Annotated in this window: 25 protein-coding genes and 1 other RNA gene; 14 read left to right on the forward strand and 12 right to left on the reverse strand. The window is 33.1% G+C overall.

What is annotated here, in order from left to right:
* The 5 genes from FUA24_RS19055 to rlmD form a co-directional block, all read right to left on the reverse strand.
* Entirely contained in the window at positions 1-231 is a 231-nt protein-coding gene (locus FUA24_RS19055; protein ID WP_148544649.1) for a hypothetical protein, read from the reverse strand.
* 119 nt (positions 232-350) lie between these two features.
* Positions 351-800, reverse strand: a complete 450-nt coding sequence (locus FUA24_RS19060; RefSeq protein WP_148544650.1) for a hypothetical protein — start codon at positions 798-800, stop codon at positions 351-353.
* A 143-nt stretch (positions 801-943) separates the two neighbouring features.
* A complete protein-coding gene (locus tag FUA24_RS19065) occupies positions 944-1669 on the reverse strand; it encodes a DUF6048 family protein (protein ID WP_148544651.1) in 726 nt (241 codons plus the stop codon).
* Positions 1635-2177, reverse strand: coding sequence for a DUF6452 family protein (locus tag FUA24_RS19070; protein WP_148544652.1), 543 nt, complete (start codon positions 2175-2177; stop codon positions 1635-1637). The genes FUA24_RS19065 and FUA24_RS19070 overlap by 35 nt, the downstream gene beginning before the upstream one ends.
* A 26-nt stretch (positions 2178-2203) precedes the next feature.
* Positions 2204-3658 (reverse strand): 23S rRNA (uracil(1939)-C(5))-methyltransferase RlmD, encoded by a 1455-nt coding sequence (rlmD, locus tag FUA24_RS19075; protein ID WP_148544653.1) that lies wholly within the window; start codon positions 3656-3658, stop codon positions 2204-2206.
* Between the two features lie 136 nt (positions 3659-3794).
* Between rlmD and FUA24_RS19080 the strand changes: the two genes are divergently transcribed.
* From FUA24_RS19080 to FUA24_RS19095, 4 genes are all read left to right on the forward strand, one after another.
* On the forward strand, positions 3795-4352 hold the full coding sequence (locus tag FUA24_RS19080) for an RNA polymerase sigma factor (RefSeq protein ID WP_148544654.1): 558 nt from the start codon (positions 3795-3797) through the stop codon (positions 4350-4352).
* On the forward strand, positions 4342-4728 hold the full coding sequence (locus FUA24_RS19085; RefSeq protein WP_148544655.1) for a DUF6768 family protein: 387 nt from the start codon (positions 4342-4344) through the stop codon (positions 4726-4728). Before FUA24_RS19080 ends, FUA24_RS19085 begins: the two co-directional genes overlap by 11 nt.
* A gap of 146 nt (positions 4729-4874) precedes the next feature.
* Positions 4875-6119, forward strand: a complete 1245-nt coding sequence (rocD, locus tag FUA24_RS19090) for an ornithine--oxo-acid transaminase (protein ID WP_148544656.1) — start codon at positions 4875-4877, stop codon at positions 6117-6119.
* A gap of 3 nt (positions 6120-6122) precedes the next feature.
* Positions 6123-6572 carry a DUF5362 family protein gene (locus tag FUA24_RS19095; RefSeq protein ID WP_148544657.1) on the forward strand — a complete coding sequence of 150 codons (450 nt, stop codon included), beginning with the start codon at positions 6123-6125 and terminating at the stop codon, positions 6570-6572.
* Between the two features lie 58 nt (positions 6573-6630).
* Here FUA24_RS19095 and FUA24_RS19100 read toward each other — a convergent pair whose 3' ends face one another.
* Together FUA24_RS19100 and FUA24_RS19105 are read right to left on the reverse strand one after the other, a co-directional pair.
* Positions 6631-6963 (reverse strand): CCC motif membrane protein, encoded by a 333-nt coding sequence (locus tag FUA24_RS19100; protein ID WP_148544658.1) that lies wholly within the window; start codon positions 6961-6963, stop codon positions 6631-6633.
* A gap of 9 nt (positions 6964-6972) precedes the next feature.
* The gene (locus FUA24_RS19105) at positions 6973-7257 is read right to left on the reverse strand and encodes a DUF2752 domain-containing protein (RefSeq protein ID WP_148544659.1); all 285 of its coding nucleotides are present in this window, start codon (positions 7255-7257) and stop codon (positions 6973-6975) included.
* A gap of 86 nt (positions 7258-7343) precedes the next feature.
* Here FUA24_RS19105 and FUA24_RS19110 point away from each other — a divergent pair, with 86 nt between their 5' ends.
* Together FUA24_RS19110 and FUA24_RS19115 are read left to right on the forward strand one after the other, a co-directional pair.
* The gene (locus FUA24_RS19110) at positions 7344-7547 is read left to right on the forward strand and encodes a hypothetical protein (protein ID WP_148544660.1); all 204 of its coding nucleotides are present in this window, start codon (positions 7344-7346) and stop codon (positions 7545-7547) included.
* Positions 7537-8094, forward strand: coding sequence for a Smr/MutS family protein (locus FUA24_RS19115; protein WP_148544661.1), 558 nt, complete (start codon positions 7537-7539; stop codon positions 8092-8094). Before FUA24_RS19110 ends, FUA24_RS19115 begins: the two co-directional genes overlap by 11 nt.
* Here the strand turns inward: FUA24_RS19115 and FUA24_RS19120 are convergent.
* Complete coding sequence (locus FUA24_RS19120; RefSeq protein ID WP_148544662.1) at positions 8087-9010, reverse strand: hypothetical protein; 924 nt, start codon at positions 9008-9010, stop codon at positions 8087-8089. The genes FUA24_RS19115 and FUA24_RS19120 overlap by 8 nt on opposite strands.
* A 120-nt stretch (positions 9011-9130) precedes the next feature.
* Here FUA24_RS19120 and FUA24_RS19125 point away from each other — a divergent pair, with 120 nt between their 5' ends.
* A complete protein-coding gene (locus FUA24_RS19125; protein WP_148544663.1) occupies positions 9131-10270 on the forward strand; it encodes a cysteine desulfurase family protein in 1140 nt (379 codons plus the stop codon).
* Positions 10267-10887, forward strand: a complete 621-nt coding sequence (locus FUA24_RS19130) for a CHAP domain-containing protein (RefSeq protein WP_246147101.1) — start codon at positions 10267-10269, stop codon at positions 10885-10887. The genes FUA24_RS19125 and FUA24_RS19130 overlap by 4 nt, the downstream gene beginning before the upstream one ends.
* Positions 10888-10889: 2 nt before the next feature.
* On the opposite strand, the gene FUA24_RS19135 is transcribed toward FUA24_RS19130, so the two are convergent.
* Both FUA24_RS19135 and FUA24_RS19140 read right to left on the reverse strand, forming a co-directional pair.
* Entirely contained in the window at positions 10890-13352 is a 2463-nt protein-coding gene (locus tag FUA24_RS19135; RefSeq protein WP_246147103.1) for a TonB-dependent receptor, read from the reverse strand.
* A gap of 13 nt (positions 13353-13365) precedes the next feature.
* The gene (locus tag FUA24_RS19140; RefSeq protein ID WP_148544664.1) at positions 13366-15048 is read right to left on the reverse strand and encodes a M23 family metallopeptidase; all 1683 of its coding nucleotides are present in this window, start codon (positions 15046-15048) and stop codon (positions 13366-13368) included.
* A 179-nt stretch (positions 15049-15227) separates the two neighbouring features.
* Between FUA24_RS19140 and FUA24_RS19145 the strand changes: the two genes are divergently transcribed.
* From FUA24_RS19145 to rny, 4 genes are all read left to right on the forward strand, one after another.
* Positions 15228-15518, forward strand: a complete 291-nt coding sequence (locus FUA24_RS19145; protein WP_148544665.1) for a hypothetical protein — start codon at positions 15228-15230, stop codon at positions 15516-15518.
* Positions 15519-15533: 15 nt separating this feature from the next.
* Positions 15534-15827: a cell division protein ZapA gene (locus FUA24_RS19150; protein WP_148544666.1), complete on the forward strand. Its 294-nt coding sequence runs from the start codon at positions 15534-15536 to the stop codon at positions 15825-15827.
* 56 nt (positions 15828-15883) lie between these two features.
* A non-coding RNA gene (ssrS, locus tag FUA24_RS19155) (6S RNA) lies at positions 15884-15992 on the forward strand.
* A gap of 57 nt (positions 15993-16049) precedes the next feature.
* The gene (gene rny / locus FUA24_RS19160; protein ID WP_148544667.1) at positions 16050-17624 is read left to right on the forward strand and encodes a ribonuclease Y; all 1575 of its coding nucleotides are present in this window, start codon (positions 16050-16052) and stop codon (positions 17622-17624) included.
* 47 nt (positions 17625-17671) lie between these two features.
* On the opposite strand, the gene xerD is transcribed toward rny, so the two are convergent.
* Positions 17672-18568 carry a site-specific tyrosine recombinase XerD gene (gene xerD, locus FUA24_RS19165; RefSeq protein ID WP_148544668.1) on the reverse strand — a complete coding sequence of 299 codons (897 nt, stop codon included), beginning with the start codon at positions 18566-18568 and terminating at the stop codon, positions 17672-17674.
* Between the two features lie 46 nt (positions 18569-18614).
* Between xerD and aroQ the strand changes: the two genes are divergently transcribed.
* On the forward strand, positions 18615-19031 hold the full coding sequence (aroQ, locus tag FUA24_RS19170; protein ID WP_148544669.1) for a type II 3-dehydroquinate dehydratase: 417 nt from the start codon (positions 18615-18617) through the stop codon (positions 19029-19031).
* A 173-nt stretch (positions 19032-19204) separates the two neighbouring features.
* Here aroQ and lpdA read toward each other — a convergent pair whose 3' ends face one another.
* Positions 19205-20581 carry a dihydrolipoyl dehydrogenase gene (gene lpdA / locus FUA24_RS19175; RefSeq protein WP_148544670.1) on the reverse strand — a complete coding sequence of 459 codons (1377 nt, stop codon included), beginning with the start codon at positions 20579-20581 and terminating at the stop codon, positions 19205-19207.
* A 105-nt stretch (positions 20582-20686) separates the two neighbouring features.
* Between lpdA and FUA24_RS19180 the strand changes: the two genes are divergently transcribed.
* A complete protein-coding gene (locus FUA24_RS19180; RefSeq protein ID WP_148544671.1) occupies positions 20687-21970 on the forward strand; it encodes an NAD(P)/FAD-dependent oxidoreductase in 1284 nt (427 codons plus the stop codon).
* The last annotated feature ends 1 nt before the right edge of the window (position 21971 follow it).

Here is a 21971-nt window from a genome sequence, read left to right on the forward strand (position 1 = left end):
TTAACTTTCTTCTTCTCCTAAAGGTTCGGTACCTGTATATAAAACTTCGCTTACGGTATTAAAATAAAGCGGCTTTTCGTATCTCAATAGATTAGTCCAGAAAGACAATAAATTGGGGTCGTCACTTCGTAATCTGGCCGTATTACCTTGGTGATCTCTAATATCGATAGCTCCATATTTTGTGTTTTTATCAGACCAAACAATTCTGTACTCTTTAATGTTGATAATCATTTTGTTAAAGTTTAATATTTAGAGTTTTCAATTTAAACTTCATTAACAGGAAATAAAATAAGTATATATGCGTATTTTACAATTTGTAATTTGCGGATAATAGTCAGGGAGACTAAGAATTAGAAAATATTCTTTTGGGCTTTTAACACTTTAAAAGTATTATGCAACATGTCTAGGTCAACATCCTTAAGTTTTAACCATTTTAATGCCGCTTCTTCAGTAGAAAAAACTTCGCCAATATATGTAAGCGCTGAAACATAATTAGAATATAAAGTTGTAATAGCAGCTTCTTTAGGCGTGTTTATTAAGAAAGCTGTTTTACGATTTCCTTGCATTTGAGGTTGACTTTTAACAAAATCAACATAGGTTAAGACATCCTTAGATGTTAATGCTATTTTGGCTTCTCTAAAGTCAACAATTAAATTGTAATCGGGGCTATATGCCGAATCGGAGGTCTCTATTTTTTTTACATAGAAAGAATCACTTAATTCAAAGTGGCCTTTGTAGTACTCCACAATAAGCTTATGTCTTTCTAATATTTTAAAAGTTCCAAACTTCTTATTTTCCATGGTTGGTATGATAATTTGTTAGGGTATTGTTGCTTAAGCTGCGCGCAAAAACAAAAAAGGAAAATATGTTAGTCAAATATATTGTTTTCCAAAGGAAAACATGTAAAAGTATGTTAACTTAGAAGGAAAACTCAATGCAGTACCTATTTAGATTTTTTATAAAGCGGAAGTCTATACCCCAAAGTATAACTATAACTGGTACCAATACCTGTACTGTCATAGGTTCTACCATAACCAGGAACATACAAATTTTCAAAATTATCAGGTTCGGATTCACTGGCAAGAACTTTTAACTGCACATTTAAACCCATATAAATGTTGTTAAATAATTCAACCTTCATACCTAAAATAGCTTCTCCCCAAAATGCGGTTAAACCACTAAATTCTTGCAATTCATTTGAAGAACCTTGAGACCCCCAAAATTGACTGGTATTATACACGGTAAAACTATTTCTATCATGACTAAAGGTGCTGGCGCCGACTCTAAAACCTGCGTAAATCATGTTATCCATATCTAACCAATTCTCATACATATTTAAATCTATACCAGCTTTTATATAAGAGCCATTGGTAGTAACATCTAAATATTCATTGATTGTATTTTTTTCCTCAAAGCCAATTTCTCCAGCAATGTAAAAGTTCTTTTTAAGTCTAAAATCTGCGGCTAATTCAAAACCCGTATAGTCGTCATCCAGAAAAGAACGCAATAGTTTCCCAACGTCTCCCGAAACCCTAAGTCCGTATTTACGTTTTACTTTTAAAGAATCTGCTACGGTAGGAATACTGTCATTTTGAGAAAATGCAGTTGCACTAAACAGTAAGCAAAAAGAAATACTAATGAAAGAAATTAAAGTGTGTTGCATTTTCATTTTCTACAGTGTCGTTTTCGGTTAAGTTTTCAGGAGTTCCAATAAGCCAATTATCACTATCGGCTACAATTTCTAGATTAATATTTTTAAAAATGGTTTTATAACCACAAGCTCTAGATACATATACTTCTTCACGCTCGTAAGTTACCTCTAGAGTATCAATATTATTTTCTGCAAGAATGAGATTATTTTCATCATCAAATGTTGCATCTTTTACTAGGAAAAAAGTAGATGTGTTGTCATCTGTTCTAAGAGGTAGTACAAGTGAACTTTGGGTATTCAACCCCTCATAACCTGCAACCGCTATATCACTTCCATTTACATTTGCAAAAGCCAATAATCTTGGTGCATTTTTTTGGTTTTCGCGGTTCTCGGAGTCATATAAATCTATAAGCAACCGTGGTGTTGTGGGGGTACTTTCTGCGCAGATATCATCGCGCTCACAACTAATATTTAATCCAATTAAGATAGCCACAATTGGAATAATAATTAATCTTAGGTATTTCATTATGGGGTTTTTTGTGTATTTGTTTTTTATTTTTTTTCAAGTAGCATAACAGTTTCAATATGCGCTGTATGCGGAAATTGATCCACTAAACTCACTTTCTTTATGTTGTACCCTTCTTGTGTAAGCTGCTCTACGTCTCTTGCTTGAGTAGCAGGATTACAAGATACATAAACTAAACGTTCAGCATTTAAGTTTATGATTTTTTTTAGGGTTTTTGGTGCAATTCCTGCTCTAGCCGGGTCTAAAATAATGGTTCTTATTTTGTTTTTGTATTGCGGATGCTCGGTTAAAAACTTTCCAACATCTGCAGCATAAAACTCTAAACCTGCAATATTATTTCGTTTAGCATTTTCTTTGGCATCTTTAATGGCAGAAGCTACAATATCAACACCTACTATTTTAGTATTATTGGCCTTAGAAGCTAGTATTTGACCAATGGTTCCTGTACCGCAGAATAAATCTAACACTACAGAATTATCTACAGCTTCTTTGTTTTCTAAGGCATAGTCAATCACTTTAGAATACAACTTCTCAGCACATTTAGGATTGGTTTGAAAGAAGCTCTTAATACTAATTTCAAAATTTAGATCAAGGAGTTCTTCTACAATTTTGTCTTCACCGTAAATGAGCTTTATGCTTCCTGTTGTGGCAATAGTTCTATCTCCAATTTCATCATTTATTGTATGCAAAAAGCCAGCAACTCTGTTACCAAACAATTCAACTAAATAATCAGCAAAGGTATTTAGGTTAAATTTTGGTAAATCGTAAGATGTAGTCACTAAGTTAAAGAGTAATTGATTGGTTTTATATGATTTTCTAACAATAAAATACCTAAAGAAACCTTCCTTTTTAGGCGCATGCCAAGGCTCTAAACCTGTTGCTTCGCAATAATTTCTAATTTCTTTAAGCTTATTTTCTACATCAGCATCAAACAAACCAGAATCATTGTTTAGGTTTTCACCGCACCACCAAAGTCCACGTCTTTTAAAACCTAAAGTAAAGGCATCAATATCGGTCTTTTTAGTTCTGTCATAACCAATGGCTGAAAAGCCATATTCCATTTTATTTCTGTAATGAAATGTGTTTGGAGAGCTAACAAATTCATCTAACAAATCTTCAATATTAGCAACTTTACCGATACGTTTAAAAAGTTCTAAAGTACTGGCAGTTTTATAGTCATGTTGCTTTTCTATAGGTAAATAAATATATGGTGCTCCGGGAATATCTTGGTATGGTATTTCTAATTCGTCTTCAGATCTAGAAATGACGTCGAGTAACTTACCTTCGGCGTATTTTTTACTCGATTTTTTTATTTGTGCTTTTACCTTTTGTCCTGGAATGGTATTCGGAACAAAAACCACAAACTCTCCATGCTCATTTCTAATACGTCCAATTCCTTTGCCACCAAAGGCGTAGTCTTCTATTAGAATTTCAATTATTTCTCCTCGTTTTACAAACTTGTTTCTTTCTCTTCTTGGCATGCTGCAAAAATAATAATAGCAACAAATAAATGTAGATTTATTTAACTTAACTTTAAACGATTTGGAAATTTCTTCTAAAAAAAATGAACCTTTTTTAAACTTAACCGTCATATGGTTAAAAGCGGGTATAATTTAAATGAGCGGAGACGATTATAGTATTGATGCTAAACTTGTAATTGATTATCAATCTGGAAACAAAATGGCCATGGCGCAATTAGTAAAGCGTTGGCACAAAACATTTTGTAATAAGGCCTACTGGATTGTTAAAGATAAACATGTTGCAAAAGATATTGCTCAAGATTCTTGGAAAACTATTATTGAAAAGGTAAACGATTTAAATAATCCCAAGACCTTTGCTAGTTGGTCATTGCGTATTGTTTGTAATAAATCTTTTGACTGGATTAAGAAAAACAAAAGAACCAAAGAAAGATTAGAAACTATACAGGTTAACAATGAAACTGAAGAATTGCTAGAGAAAGATGAACGTGAACAATTACTTTCTCATTTATTGGAAGCTATTAATGCACTTCCAAACCACCAGCAAATGGTCGTTAAGTTGTTTTATACAGAAGCCTATTCTTTAAAGGACATTAGTAGAACACTGCATATTTCTGAGGGCACCGCAAAATCTAGACTATACCATGCTAGAGAAAAATTAAAAACAATATTAAAAAATAGAACACATGAAAAGTAAAATGAACGACATTGATGAATTAATTAAGGAAACATTAACTACAGAAGAAGCTAAGTTTTATGATGAGTTAGATGAGCAGAACTTTTTCCAAATGCTTGGAGGCGTTTTTAAGGGTAAGAACTCTTGGTTAGCTTTTTTACTTCATATTGTAAATACGGCCGTTTTTGGATTGCTTATTTATTGTATAATCCAAACGTTTGATGTTGAAGATACTAACGATTTAATTATATGGGTGGGCGCATGTATATTTTGTTTTATTACTATGAGTATGATTAAAATATACGTTTGGATGCAAATTCATAGAAATGCATTAACAAGAGAGATTAAGCGCTTAGAATTGCAGATTTCTTCACTTTCTAGTAAAATCACTGAATAATTTATTGTAAAAACTTCCTAAAATTTTTTATTTTGCAAGCCTTATCTAGGGATGATTTCTCTCCCACGCTGAATTTTCGGAGTCCTCCGAGGGGATAAAGGTAGAGCAGGAATGGTTATTTTTTTAACAATTTAAACTTTATTAAAATGGCTGTTTTACAAAAATTAACATCACAAGAAGCTATTGCATTAGAAAAAACGTATGGGTCTAACACGTATAAACCCTTACCAGTTGTATTAAGTAGAGGCGAAGGCGTTTACGTTTGGGACGTAGAAGGAAAACGTTATTACGATTTTCTTTCGGCTTATTCTGCTGTAAATCAAGGGCATTGTCACCCAAAAATTATTAACGCTATGATTGAGCAAGCCCAAACCATAACGTTAACATCTAGAGCGTTTTACAATGATAAATTAGGGCTTTACGAAAAGTTTGTTTGCGAGTATTTTGGTTTTGACAAGTTATTACCAATGAATTCTGGAGCAGAGGCTGTTGAAGCTGCTATTAAGGTATGTAGAAAGTGGGCTTACGACGTAAAGGGAATTGCTGAAAATCAGGCTAAGATTATTGTTTGTAATAATAACTTCCACGGAAGAACAACTACTATTGTATCGTTTTCTAGTGATAGTACCTCAAACTCAAATTTTGGTCCGTATGCTGATGCTTTTATCAATATTGAATACGATAATTTAGAGCAGTTGGAATTAGCTTTAAAAAACAATGCTAACGTTGCTGGTTTCTTAGTTGAGCCTATACAAGGTGAAGCTGGAGTTTATGTGCCTTCAGAAGGGTATTTAGCTAAAGCGAAAGCACTGTGCGAAGCACATAACGTATTGTTTATAGCTGATGAAATTCAAACAGGAATTGCCAGAACAGGTGAATTGTTAGCCGTAAATCACGAAAATGTTACTCCAGATATTCTAATTTTAGGTAAAGCCATTAGTGGTGGCGCTTATCCTATTAGTGCCGTTTTGGCTAATAACGATATAATGGGGGTAATGACTCCTGGAACTCATGGGAGTACATTTGGAGGTAACCCTCTAGCAGCCGTAATTGCAATTGCTGCTTTAGAAGTGGTTCAAGAAGAAAATTTAGCTGAAAATGCAAGGGTTCTTGGAGAACTTTTTAGAAAGGAAATAAATAAATATATCGAAACAAGTAATATTATTACCTTAGTACGCGGTAAAGGTTTACTTAATGCCGTAGTTGTTAATGATACGGAAGACAGTAAAACAGCATGGAACATGTGCTTAGCTTTACGCGACAACGGATTAATTGCTAAACCTACGCATGGTAATATTATTAGGTTTGCACCACCGTTAGTTATGAATAAAGAGCAGTTGTTAGACTGTGTAGATATAATAACAAGAACGTTTAAACAATTTGAGAAATAATTTATGGAAGAAAAATCAGCTTTTGAAAGTTTTGAACTTGATGTAAACAAGGAAATTAAAGGGTATTTAGCCGAAACAGCAAAATGGGCCTATTTTATGTCTATTATTGGATTTATAGGTATTGGGTTAATGGTTTTTGGAGGTATTATTGTTGCTGTTGCTGGTGGAGCAATGGGTAACGCCTTTGAAAGCGCTTATGGAATTGGATCTACTGTAGGAGTAGCTATGGTATATATTGTATTGGCCTTAATATATTTCTTTCCTGTATTGTATTTATTCAAGTTTGGAAAAAACATGAAAAGCGCCCTTAAGCAAACTAATAACAATGATTTTAAGGCAGCATTTTTAAACCTAAAATCGCATTATAAGTTTATGGGGATTTTTACAATAGTTATTATTTCCATTTATATACTAGCATTTATTGGTGGTGGTTTAGCTGCTGCAATGCTATAGTATTTTAATAGATAAAAAAAGCGACCTATCTGGTCGCTTTTTTTATATGTAAATATTTTTACTGAGCTTGTTGGTATTGTTCCATTATTTGTTGAACATTTTCCATGTAAGCATCCCATCCTCCCATACTGTAGATTTGAAAAATTGCATAGCAGAAATATAATACATTGATAATTAAACTCACTAAAGCAACAGTTTTAGCTGTATTCATTGCTTTAACACTATTTGGCTCAAAGTTTTCTGGGTTTAATTTGGCTTCCTTTAATTTAGATTGTGCAATAAAAAAAGCAATACCTGCAAGGATAAACCCTAAACCAGCAAAACAGCAGCATAAAAAACCAATAATTGCTAAAACGTATACGAGTGTGGGATTAAGTTTTTGTTGTTCCATAAGTTAATTTTATTTGATTATTTTAATTAAGTAGCTAACAATAATAATTACAATAGATACAATAGCTAATACTGCCTTAATTCTATTTGCGTTTTTAAATTTAAAGAAAATATTAAAGACAACTATAAAAAATAAAGGAAGCAGCGTATATATAGCAGGATACATATAGAAAGCTTCAACAAATTCTCCTTTAAAGATTAAAACAACCGAACGTTGTAGACCACATCCAAAACACTCCACTCCAAAAAGTTTTTTGTTTAGACATGGAAGCATATATTCTTCTGGATTCTGCATACCCAAATGTAATTATTATTTTCAATAGCATTAAGTAAAGTAATTGTTTTTACCGAAATTTGTTTTCAAATATCTTATTATTTACTATGAAGTATTTAAATTATATATTAATTCTTTTAGGAGCAATTGTTGCCATGTATGCCAATAGTAGTGAGGAGCAAAATATCTACATATTAATTGTTGGTATTATAATGCTTATGCTCGGGGTATCTAGAATAGCCAGAACAATACCTAGTAAAAAAGAAGAAGAGAATTTTATAAAGACTGAAAAAGATAAAGATGAGCTTTAAGATAGGGGATAAGGTATCTGTTTTAGATGAAGATTTATCAGGTGTTGTTAAAAAGGTATCTGGTAAAAGCGTCTTTATTGAGACAGAAGATGGCTTTGACCTAGAATTTAATGAAAATGCACTTGTGCTGAGTAAACCTTCCTCTTTTAAAAAAGAAATCTTTTCTCATTCTAGTTTAAATAAAGTAGTTTCTGAAAAAGAAGCGTCAAAAAAAAGAAAGCAACCTAAAGTAAAGGCAAAAGAACGCTTTCAACCTACCTTAGAGGTAGATTTGCATATTAATCAGCTAGTAAAATCTAGCAAGGGTATGAGCAATCATGATATGTTAACGCTTCAGTTAGACACGGCTAAAAGACAGTTAGAATATGCCATTAAAAAACGTATTCAGAAAATAGTGTTTATTCATGGCGTAGGCGAAGGTGTCCTAAAACTAGAGCTAGAATACCTTTTTGGAAGATATAATGTGAAATTCTATGACGCCAATTACCAAAAATATGGTTTAGGTGCTACGGAGGTTTATATATATCAGAATGTGAAGGCTAATTAAATGTAGTAGCTAATTCTTCAGACTTGAGATTAGCTGGAACAAACCCACTATCCAAGACCCCAAAATTAAGAACCTCCTGATTAATCGTAGAAATATCAATATCCTTAATGGTAGCTCTAACAAAAAAGGTTTTTGATACTGTGTGAGTTCTATACTGTGTAGCTACAGCCTCTACATCGGTAACATTCGGATTTAGATAATCAAGTCCTCCTCCTACAATTGTTTCTTCATCATCAGCAGGATTATTGTTTTTAGGAGTACCTTTTTCCTCATCTCTTGTAAGGACACCATCTCCGTCATCATCGTTATCTAAATAATCAGGTGTACCATCGCCATCTGTATCTTGGGCATCGTCTAAATTGCCGTCTCCGTTAGGATCGGGATTTTCATCTTTGGTGGCAACATTATCACCATCATCATCAAAGTCTTTGTAATCAGGAACGCCATCTCCGTCAGTATCATCATTTTCTAAATTACCATCATTATTTCGATCTTCATCAATTGATGCAATACCATCATTATCATCATAAATGACAGAAGTTAAAATATCAATTTTACTGCCATCACTTTGTTCGTCCGAAGTAATATCAACATTAGGGGGGATATCTTGGCAGAATATATTACCTAAAGATGCTTCGTTATATGTCCTATATCTAAACTGAATTGCTCTATCATCTATCTTGAGAGTATCATTATCTCCTACCTCGAATAATTCATTAATTGTAAGTCCAGATATAAATGCCGATAATGACTCAGAGGGATCTTCCTTTATTTTGAATAAAGTTAAACCATCTACACCATTACAAGCCTCATAATCGCCATCAAAATCAAGATTAACATCTATAATATCGCCATCATCACAAGCGTTAATCGTTATTAAACTTATGGACATTAGAACTAGTAGAAACTTACGCATTGGAATCAATTTTAGAGCAAAAATAATAGAATTGATATTTATAACGTAGGTTATTGAAAATAATTTTATTTCAAGTATTTTTGACCCTATAATTGAGATTTTAAGTTTAAACTCAACTTTATGAAAACCGTATATTTTGATAACGCTGCCACCACACGAATAAGAGAAGAAGTTATAGCTTCTATGGCCAAGGTTATGCAAGATAGTTATGGAAACCCTTCATCATCTCATAGTTTTGGTCGGTCTTCCAAAACTTTAGTGGAAAAAGCTAGAAAGACTATTGCAGGTCTTTTTAAGGTTTCTGCTAGCGAAATTATTTTTACTTCTGGAGGTACAGAAGCCGATAATTTAGTGCTTAAAAGTGCCGTTAGAGATTTAGGAATTACACATATAATTTCGTCTAAGATTGAGCATCATGCGGTATTACATACCATTAATCAGTTGCAAACTGAATATGGTATTATAGTAAATTATGTTAACGTTTCTTCTGAAGGTGTAATTGATTATAAACAGCTCGAAGAACTCCTAAAAGCCAATGAAAAGACACTCGTTAGTTTAATGTACATTAATAACGAAATCGGTAATATTTTAGATGTAAAACAGGTTGGGGATTTATGCAAGGAGCATAATGCGCTATTCCATACCGATGCTGTTCAAGCTATTGGGCATTATAATATAGATTTACAAAATCTAAATATAGACTTTTTTGCAGCGTCTGCTCACAAATTCCATGGACCAAAAGGTGTTGGTTTTGCTTTTGTTAGAAAAGATAGCGGATTAAAGCCATTAATTTTAGGAGGTGAACAAGAACGTGGACTAAGAGCAGGAACCGAAAGCGTGCATAACATTGTAGGTACGGAAACAGCCCTGAAAATGGCTTATGACAATTTGGAAAAGGAGTCCAAATACCTGGAAGAGCTGAAACAGTATTTTATTGACAGTATTAGATCCCAGATTCCAAATGTGAAATTCAATGGGCTTTCGGAAAACTTAAGTAAAAGTTCTTATACACTTATAAATGTGTGCCTGCCAATGCCACCTGAAGCGGTTTCTATGATTTTATTTCAATTAGATTTAAAGGGAATTGCTTGTTCAAGAGGTAGTGCCTGCCAGAGTGGAAGTACACAAGTATCCCATGTTTTAGCCGAAATTTTAAACGAAGAGGATTTACAGAAACCTTCTTTAAGATTTTCTTTCAGTATTTATAATACTAAAGACGATGTAGATTACGTTGTAAGTGTCTTAAAAGACATGCAGTGAAATACAGATTTTTAATCCTCTTAATTTCCGTTATAGTTTTCAATTCTTGTAAAAAGGACGAAAAGATCACTGTACATAATAGTCAAAATGATAAAATAAAGAAGCAAAACCCTGGGTATAAAGTTTCGAAAATTGGTGACACCCTAGATGTATTTAATGGTGTTTATATTTTTTATAATGAAAATATGAATAATACATCGGGAAGAAATTTGACTAAAGATGGTTATAATCTAGGATTAAAATGGCAATGTGTTGAGTTTGTTAAGCGTTATTATTTTGAACATTTAAACCATAAAATGCCAAATAGTTATGGGCATGCCAAAGACTTTTTCAATGTTAAACTTAATGATGGTAGATTAAACATAGATAGAAACTTATTGCAATATACCAATGGAAGTAAGCAAAAACCTAAGGTTAATGATTTAATAGTTTTTAAAGGTAATTTGTTTAATCCTTATGGTCATGTGGCAATCGTTTCTAAAGTATCTGATTTAGAAATAGAAATTGTGCAACAAAATGTAGGTAAGACATCAAGAGACCTCATTGACTTAGAACAAAAAAACGATCTCTGGTTTATAGATGATAACGCTATTTTGGGGTGGTTAAGAAAACGCTAAATTTAAAACTTCATGGTAGTCCTAACATTAAAAACCCTAGGTGTTAAATAATTAGGTATGGCGAATTGGCGCTTACTATATACATCTCTTACCCAGGTATTTGTAATTGAATTTTGAACATCAAAAATGTTGAAAATTTCAAAGCCAATAGATAATTGCTTAAAAGGTTTTTTCCATCCGCTTTTAAACTGTTTATTATCATCGGCTAAAACCAATTGAATCCCCAAATCTGCTCTTTTATAATCTGGTAGTCTGGTTTGATAGATATAAGGATCTGCATAACTAGGCGAACCTCCAGGAACACCTGTATTATAAACTAAGTTAAGGTACATTTTAAAATTAGGCATGTTGGGTACGTAATCTTGAAATAAGGCGGCAAACTTTAAACGCTGATCTGTAGGTCTGGCAATATAGCCTTGATTTTCTATGTTTTCTTCGGTTTTTAAGTATCCGAAGCTAAACCAAGATTCGGTGCCAGGAACAAATTCACCATTTAATCGCATATCTAAACCGTATGCATAGGCTTTAGCACTATTGTTTGCTCTGTAGCGAATACGAACATTTTCTATAGTATATGGGTTTACATCTGTTAGGTTTTTATAATACACTTCAGATGTTAGCTTAAAAGGTCTATCCCACATTTTAAAACTATAATCGTTACCTAATACTATATGCAATGATTTTTGCGCCTTTACATTAGGTTGTACGGTTCCGGTGGCATCACGTAGTTCTCTATAAAAAGGGGGCTGATAATACAATCCACCGGCAACTCTAAAAAGCATGTCCTTTTCCCAGTCAGGCTTTATTGCAAATTGAGCTCTAGGACTAAATACGGTTTGGTTAGAAGACGAAATCCCATCACCATTAACAGACCAATTATGAACTCTTACGCCAGCATTATACCAAACATCACTATTGCCAAGCGTTGAACGTTTACTCCACTGGGCATAAGCTTGAAATCTGTTTATTTGAGTTTTATTGGTAGCTCTTATATTTTGAAATGGTTCTAAAGGTCCGCTGTAAGGAATATAAGGCTGTTCGTTTGAAGGAATCGTTTTAGGAGGTCTTATTGAGAAGCCAGCGGAATCAATGACTTCCCATTCCACTAATCTATCTCTAATATCCTCATTGGTGTATTTTAGAGACCATTCAATAAAGTTATCCTCAATTTTTAAATCACCTTTATGTTCAATGGTCGTAATTAAGGCATCTAAATCATTTCTTCCATGATTTAATTGGCTCCCAATACCTTCGCTAAATTCAACTTCTCCGATATCTTCATCTCCAATATTGGTATTTACTTCACCTAGTCTATATTGCGCTAAAATATCAAAGTATTCTTCTTCAGTAGTATGATATGTAGAACCTATTAGTTTAAGCGTTAGATTATCATTAGCAAAATATGTTCCCTTAAATGCGCCAAAATAGGTTTGGTATTGATCTTTTTCCTGTCCTTCATAAAATACCAACAACGCTACAGGATCACTTAAGGTTCCAAAATTAGTCTGCCTTGTTTGCGGTTCGTAATCGTATTTATTAATTGAAGCGTTACCCAAAAAGCTTAAATGAAATTTGTCTGTAAACTTGTATGTGAAATACGCTTGAAGATCTGCAAAGGTAGGATTAAAATTGGTCTCAGTTTCCTTAGCATTAACCAGAAGGCTGTTATCGCGATATCTAGCACCAATAATACTTGTGAATTTTGAGTCTTTACTAACATCTTCATAAGACAAACTACCGCCTAATAAACTTAAATCGGCATTAATTTCAAACTGATAAGGTGTTTTATAAGTTATATCCAATACTGAGGATAATTTATCTCCATATTTAGCTTGAAAACCACCTGCAGAAAAATCCACATTCTGCACCATATTAGAGTTTACAAAGCTAAGTCCCTCTTGTTGACCAGAACGTATTAAAAATGGTCTGTAAACTTGAATATCATTTACATAAACTAGATTTTCGTCAAAATTACCACCTCTAACGGCGTATTGCGTACTTAATTCGTTGGTGTTGTTTACTCCAGGGAGGGTCATTAGTAGATTTTCAACACCGGGTTGCGCACCCGGAATTTTCCTGATGGCTTCGGGTTCTAGGGTAAGTATACCCTCTACATCTTTTCGTTTTCTTGAATTTACAACTACAGTGGCAATTTGCTCAACAGAGGTTTTCATTATAGGGTTAAACTCAAATTCCTCACCGTTTTTTAAATTAAAAGTACTTACTACTTTTTTAAATGAAACATGTGTAAATTCAATTGAAATATCGGCATTAGCCGGAATCACAATTTCGTAGAAACCGTTTATGTTGGTTTGAGTGCCTATATCACCTGCCTTAATATTTACATTTTCAATAGGCTTTTGAGTTTCATCTAAAATAATACCTCTTACGATTGCGGTTTGCGAAAACCCAGAAATGGTAATAATAAAAAAAAGCGCTAATGAAAGTAAAAATTTTGGTCTCAACGGTAATTAAAGTTTATTTCCTGTAAAACAACGCTTCAAAAGTAGAATTATTTCCAACATTATCTGTAACAATTACTTTTAAATTGTTTTTAGTGTCTGTTATGACACCATCTTTAAAATCGTGAGTTAAAGTTTTTGTTTTGTAATCGTACTCCATGAGTATCCATTTTCCGTTAACAGTAGCTCTATATCTAGAAATGCCAGATAGTTCATCATCTATTTTTACCTTTAAATACCTGTACTTACTTAACCATTGTTTAGTTTTAAAGTTTACAGGCTTAATTGTTGGCGGAATGGTATCGCTTGCAAGTGCAAAAGTTCCCAGACTTTTAGTAGTGGCGGTTAGTGTATTACCTTTTCGTTTCGTTGATGTATATGCAGGATGCTTTTTATAACCCATTATACGGGCTATGTATAATTTACTCTTATCTTCATCCTTGTATTTGCTGATGTCATAATTTAAGTTGAAGTTCTTTTTAGCTGCTTTGGTATTTTTATGGAGTATAATGGTGTCATTGTTAACTTCAAAATTTAGATAGAAATCTTCATAGAACGTGTCTTTATAGAAATTAACCGATACATTTTCCTCTTTTAGATTGATGGTTTGATTAGATTTTACATGGTAAGGTGTTGTTTTAACCTTTTCAGGAGATGCGTTGCTCCTAATACCTTTAATATTTAGGGTTACCCAGGTTTCATTATTCTCGTAGTCTGCTACTCGTATTTTGTATACCGTATAAGTGCTATCTTCAATTTTAACAATACCATTGTTTAAAACCGATTTATAAATACTTAATGGATTATTAACTCGAAATAATTTTTGAATACGTTGTTTTTTAGTGGCAAAGTGTTCGTAGTCTATCAATTGATTGATATGCTTTGTTTCGCTAAATGAAAATTTTCTAAAGTCTAATTCAAAATTCTTGCTTCCATTTACAAAGGTCCTAATATTATAAACGCCATTAGAGTTTACAGCAAGATTTTGCCTATCATTAGTTTCTATTCCAAATCCTATATTGCCAATTGCTTTTATATTTTCAACGGTATAATCTCCGTTTTTTAAAGGAATTAACCTTAGCTTTTGTTTTTTATTGGAATTATTTACAAAGGCATTATTATCAAGAGGGTAAGCATAAATGGATTTAACATAAGGCTCTGTTGTATCCAAAATCTCTATTCCGAAAAGCATAGGGTTTATGGGATGCTCATTTTTATCTCTAATTTCAAAATGTAAATGTGGTCCTCCAGACCCGCCAGAATTGCCACTATAAGCAATTAAATTGTCTTTAGTTATTGGTAAAGTTTCAGCACTAGGAAACAATTCAATTTCATAAGATTCTTTTTTGTACTGCTGTTTTTTAATGTAGGCTTCTATTTCTGGAGCGAATTTTTGTAAATGCGCATAAACGGTAGTATAACCGTTTGGATGCGTTATATAAAGTGCCTTACCATAGCCGTAATGTGATACCTTAATTCTACTAACATATCCATTTGCACAGGCTTTTACCTTTAAGCCAACACGCTGTTGTGTCTTTATATCTATTCCAGAATGGAAATGATTTGAACGTAATTCGGCAAATGTTCCAGAAAGTATAAGCGGTATTTCTAACGGATTACTAAAATAGTCTTTAGGGTAATTATTTTGTCCGCTTAATAGAAATGGAACAGAAAAGAGTAGTGCTAAGATAAATCTCATAGGTATGTATTGAGGCTAAAATATTAATTTGAAGCGAATATGCAAAAGCAAGAAACAAAAATCAAGCCAACGTTTTTAGTTATATTAGTATTGTTATAGAATTTGAAATTTTATTGAAAAACAATTGTAATTTTTAAGCAGGTATGTTAACTTTGTGAGATAAGTATTGAATTTTGTAAATGGGTAATATTGAAGATATTGTAGATTCGTTAGAAAACAAAATTAGTAAAGTATTACACAAACTAGAGCTTTTAAAGCAAGCTAATTCAAAATTAAGCGAAGAGTTAAACGCTTCTAAAAAAGAAATTCATAGCCAAAAAATGCTTATTGCAGATTGGGAAGAGAAATATGAATCTTTAAAAATGGCAAACTCAATACTTGGTAGTGACGATAATAAAAGAGAAACTAAGCTTAAAATAAATGCGTTAATAAGAGATATAGATTATTGTATATCGCAACTCTCCGATTAAAGCAAAATAAATTCAATGTCAGAAAAGCTTAAAATAAGGCTATCTATAGCAAATAGACTTTATCCTTTAACAATTGAACCGAGTCAAGAAGAGGGATTACGTAAAGCCGCTAAAAACATTGAATATATGATTAAACAGTTTGAGCAAAGTTATTCTGTTAGAGATAAGCAAGATGTTTTAGCAATGTGCGCTTTGCAATTTGCTTCTCAAGTAGAACAGAAATCTATTGATAATAAGAATGTTAGTGAACATGTAGAAGAAAAACTAAATGCACTAGATGAACTATTACATTCATATCTAAACTCTTAACGTTCTTTAAAATAAACTAAAAGTTACTGCCTACATTAGTTATTATTTTTTGATAAACTCAACGTTAATTCTTTAAAAAGGGTGAGTTTAAGTTGTAAAAGCAGGCCTCCTAGTTAGAGGATCCTTGATCAGCTTGTTAGCCCTAAACTTGTTTTTAAGGAGTTTATACAAAACTTTCAGCTGATGTAGGCTTTTTTTATATACAAACAACTAAAATAAAAGATGGATAATTCAATAATAATTGGAGTAGGGGCAGCAGTTTTAGGTATAGTAATTGGTTTTATTATTGCTAAAACTTTAGAGAAAAATAAGGCATCAAAGCTTATTAAAGAAGCAAAGAAAGATGCTTCTATAATATTAAAAGAGGCAAAAAGCGAGGGAGAGACAATTAAAAAGGACAAAATTCTTCAGGCTAAAGAAAAGTTCATAGAACTTAAGGCTGAGCATGAAAAGGTAATTTTGTCTAGAGATAAAAAAATGGCAGAAGCCGAAAAGCGTACAAGAGATAAAGAATCTCAAGTATCTAATGAGCTGTCTAAGAGTAAAAAATTAAATCAAAGTCTAGATGATAAGATTAAAGATTATAATCATAGACTTGATGTACTAGATAAAAAACAGGGTGAATTAGACAGACTTCATAAAAGCCAAGTGCAACAGTTAGAAGTTATTTCTAGTTTGTCTGCCGATGAAGCTAAAGAACAATTAGTAGAGTCTTTAAAGGGTGAAGCTAAAAATGATGCTTTGGCATTTATTCAAAGTTCTTTAGAAGAAGCTAAACTTACGGCAGAACAGGATGCCAAGAAAATCATTATTAATACCATTCAACGTATTGGAACAGAGGAGGCGGTTGATAATTGTGTGTCTGTATTTAATATAGAATCTGATGATGTTAAAGGACGAATTATTGGTCGTGAAGGTCGAAATATTCGTGCTATAGAAGCTGCCACTGGTGTAGAAATTATAGTTGATGATACACCTGAGGCTATTATTTTATCTTGTTTTGACTCTGTTAGAAGAGAGGTCGCTCGTTTATCTCTTCATAAATTAGTTACAGATGGAAGAATTCATCCTGCTAGAATTGAGGAAGTTGTTAAGAAAACCAAGAAGCAGATAGAACAAGAAATTATCGAAGTAGGTAAACGTACCGTAATTGATTTGGGGATACATAATTTAAACCCAGAATTAATTAAGATGGTTGGTAGAATGAAGTACCGCTCTTCATATGGTCAGAACTTATTACAGCACTCTAGAGAAGTTGCAAAACTTTGTGGTGTAATGGCAGCAGAGCTTGGTTTAAACCCTAAGCTAGCAAAACGAGCAGGATTACTACATGATATAGGTAAAGTTCCAGATGCCGAAGCTGATATGGAAACACCACATGCTATCTTGGGGATGCAATGGGCAGAGAAATTTGGGGAAAAGAAAGATGTTTGTAATGCCATTGGTGCGCACCATGATGAAATAGAAATGAAGTCTTTATTAGCACCAATTGTTCAGGTATGTGATGCTATTTCTGGTGCTAGGCCAGGAGCAAGAAGACAGGTGCTAGATAGTTATATTCAGCGTTTAAAGGATTTAGAAGATATTGCTTTTGGATTTAACGGTGTTAAGAAAGCTTACGCAATTCAAGCTGGTAGAGAATTACGTGTAATAGTTGAAAGTGAAAAAGTGAATGATGATAAAGCAGCGGATTTATCATTTAATATTTCGCAAAAAATTCAAACCGATATGACTTATCCAGGTCAGGTTAAGGTTACAGTAATTAGAGAAACTAGGGCTGTAAATATTGCGAAATAGATAGTCTTAAATAAAACTAAAAAAAGCCAGCACATTTGCTGGCTTTTTTATTTTCTAGGATGATATTTTTCAACAACCTTGGTTAAATGGCTTTTATCAACATGTACATACACTTCAGTGGTTGTGATGCTTTCATGACCAAGCATAAGTTGAATAGACCTTAAGTCCGCGTCGTTTTGTAAAAGGTGTGTAGCAAATGAATGTCTAAAGATATGCGGCGATATTTTCTTTTTAAGTCCAACATGTTCAGCTAACTGTTTTACAATGGTGAAAATCATTGCTCTGGTAAGTTGTTTGCCTCTTCGGTTTAGAAACAAAGTGTCTTCAAAACCATTTTGAATAGCCATGTGATTTCTAATCTGATTCCTATAAATAGTAATGTATTTTTGGGTGCTATCTACAATGGGAACAAAGCGCTGCTTATCGCCTTTACCAGTAACTTTAATAAAGCCCTCTTCGAAGAATAAGTCCGAAATTTTTAAGTTAATGAGTTCACTTACACGTAACCCACAACCATATAGTGTTTCTAGCATTGCTCTATTGCGTTCACCTTCGGGCTTACTTAAATCAATGGCAGAAATAAGAGTGTCAATCTCTTCTTCGGAAAGCGTGTCTGGTAATTTTCTACCAATTTTAGGGGCTTCAATAAGCTCCAAAGGGTTGTCTTTTCTATAATCTTCAAAAACTAAATAGCTAAAAAAACTTCGCAAGCCAGAAATTATTCTAGATTGGGATCTTGCGTTAAGCTCTTTTGCTATTTCGTATACAAATTGCTTTATAGTTTCCGAAGAAATTACAATAGGAGATATGGTTATATCATTGTCATTCAAATAAACTAAAAGCTTTTTTACGTCTCTTGTATAATTCTCTATTGAATTATCCGAAAGTCCACGTTCAATTTTTAAATATAATTGATAATCTTTTATTGCATGTTCCCATTTCATACTTGTAAAAGTAGTATAATTCTAAATTTTAAATATCTTTACTTTTATGAAAAAACTAATAATTATAAACGGACCAAATCTCAATTTATTAGGGAAAAGAGAGCCGGAAATATATGGGAGTCTTACTTTTGAGGACTATTTTGAAGAGATAAAACCGAAATATCCAAATGTAAGTTTAGAGTACTATCAATCTAATGTAGAAGGCGAATTAATTAATAAATTACATGAAGTAGGGTTTAGCTATGATGGTATAGTTCTAAATGCAGGTGCTTATACACATACATCAATTGGATTGGGAGACGCCATAAAAGGTATAGAAACACCGGTGGTTGAAGTTCATATTTCGAATACTTTTGGTAGAGAAGAATTTAGACATCAATCTTATATTTCACCAAATGCTAAGGGCGTAATTCTTGGTTTTGGTTTACAAAGTTACGAATTGGCTTTAGATAGTTTTTTATAAAGAAGCCACTCCGAATCTCTCGAAAGGGTAGGAACCCTCACTGCTGTGTAAGCTAAAGGTATAAAGCAAAGTATTTAAATAAAAAAATGCGGTCCATAAAATTTTATGAACCGCATTTTTAATTTTCTATATTGAGTGGAATTCCTCCTCTTTTGGGAGTTTAGGGCTTCCTACTAGATGTGTATACACTCATCATAAGCGTCAGCAACAGCTTCCATAACTGCTTCACTCATAGTTGGATGAGGGTGAACAGCTTTTAAAATTTCATGTCCTGTTGTTTCCAATTTTCTTGCTACTACAGTTTCAGCAATCATATCTGTAACACCAGCTCCAATCATATGACATCCTAACCACTCACCGTACTTAGCATCAAAAATCACTTTAACAAAACCTTCTTTGTTTCCTCCGGCACTTGCTTTACCAGAAGCAGAGAATGGGAATTTACCAACTTTAATATCTAAACCTTTTTCTTTTGCAGCTTTTTCTGTTAATCCAACGCTAGCAATTTCAGGAGTACAGTACGTACATCCAGGAATGTTACCGTAATCAATTGGTTCTACGTGCATTCCAGCTAATTTCTCTACACATAAAATACCCTCGGCAGAAGCTACGTGAGCTAAAGCTTGTCCGGGAGTTACATCTCCAATAGCATAATAACCAGGGATATTAGTTTGGTAGTAATCGTTAACTAAGATTTTATCTCTATCTACAACGATACCAACATCTTCTAAACCAATATTTTCAATATTACTCTTAATACCTACGGCAGATAAAATGATATCAGCTTCTAAAACTTCTTCACCTTTTTTAGTTTTTACCGTAGCTTTTACTCCTTTACCAGAAGTATCTACGCTAGTAACCTCAGAAGAAGTCATAACTTTGATTCCATTCTTTTTGAAAGAACGTTCTAATTGCTTAGAAACATCCTCGTCTTCAACAGGAACAATATTTGGTAAATATTCAACAACCGTAACTTCTGTACCTAAAGAGTTATATACATAAGCAAACTCAACACCAATGGCTCCAGAACCAACAATAATCATTTTCTTAGGTTGTTTCTTTAAGCTCATAGCCTCTCTGTAACCAATCACCTTTTCACCATCCTGTGGTAAACTTGGTAATTCTCTAGAACGAGCTCCTGTAGCAATTATAATATTGTCTGCACTGTAAACTGTTCCATCAACATCAATCTTTTTACCAGGTTTTAGCGTTCCATACCCGTTTATTATGTCAATTTTGTTCTTTTTCATTAAGAATTGAACACCTTTACTCATACCACCAGCTACATCTCTACTACGTTTTACCACAGCATTAAAATCGTGCTCTGCATCTTTTACTTTTAAACCGTAGTCTTCTGCATGTTTAAGATATTCAAATACTTGAGCCGACTTTAATAAGGCTTTTGTTGGAATACATCCCCAGTTTAAACATATACCTCCAAGTTCGCTCTTTTCAACAATTGCAGTTTTAAAACCTAATTGAGAAGCTCTAATGGCAGCAACATATCCTCCAGGACCACTTCCAAGAACTATAATATCGTATTTACTCATGTGTTAAATTTTAGGCTACGAATTTACAAAATGGTTTTTTAATAAAGAATTTAGAATGCTTTAAATTTCTATCTTTTACTACATTTGCAGACCAAACGTAATTATATGAATATTCCAAAAAAAAGTTACCCTAGAATTGTTATTATTGGAGGAGGATTTGCGGGAGTAGCTTTAGCCAAAAAGTTGTCAAAACAAGAAGTTCAGGTTGTTTTATTGGATAAACATAATTACCACACTTTTCAACCGCTTTTATATCAAGTTTCTACAGGAGGTTTAGAACCTGATTCAATTGGATATCCTATTCGCAAGGTTTTACAGAACTTTCCTAACTTTTATTTTAGATTGGCCAATGTTGAACGTATTGATACATCATGCAATACTTTAAAAACAAATATTGGAGAGATAGACTTTGATTATTTAGTGGTGGCCTCTGGTTCTACTACCAATTACTTTGGAAATTCTGCTATTGAAAAGTATAGTATGGCCATGAAAACCATACCTCAATCTCTTAACTTACGAAGTCTTATTCTTGAAAATTTTGAAGATGCTTTGCTAACCTCAGATTTAAATGAGCGTAATGCTTTAATGAATTTTGTTATTGTTGGCGGTGGACCAACGGGAGTGGAACTTGCTGGAGCATTAGCTGAGATAAAAAAAGGTATTTTGCCTAAAGATTATCCCGATTTAGATACACGTTTGGCGCAGATACATATTATACAATCTGGTGATAGGATTTTAAAAGGTATGAGTAAAAAAGCTTCGGCGAAAGCAGAGGATTTTTTAGAAAAACTAGGGGTAAATATTTGGAAAAATGTTAGGGTTACCAATTACGATGGAAAAACAGTTTCTACCAATACAGATTTAACTTTTGAAACAGCAACTTTAGTATGGGCTGCTGGCGTAAAAGGAGCTACAATAAATGGTATTGATGGTGACGATTTTATTACCCGTGGAAATAGAATTATTGTAAACGAATTTAATCAAGTAAAAGGGTTTGATCATATTTTTGCGGTAGGTGATATTGCTTGTATGAAGACTCCTGATTTTCCTGATGGTCTACCAATGATGGCGCAACCTGCCATACAACAAGGGGAACAATTAGGTAATAACTTATTGAAACTCATAGAAAACCAGCCTATGAAAGCCTTTACCTATAAAGACAAAGGTTCTATGGCTACAATTGGAAGGAATAAGGCTGTCGTTGACCTAAAAAAATGGAAATTCCAGGGTGTTTTTGCCTGGTATCTTTGGATGTTCGTGCATCTATTTTTTCTAATTGGATTTAGAAATAGGATGGTAGTATTTATAAATTGGGTATATAATTATATACGCTTTGATAGGGAAGCACGATTAATAATACGTCCGTTTAAGAATAAAAATCTAGAATAAT

This window comes from Seonamhaeicola marinus (assembly GCF_008085455.1).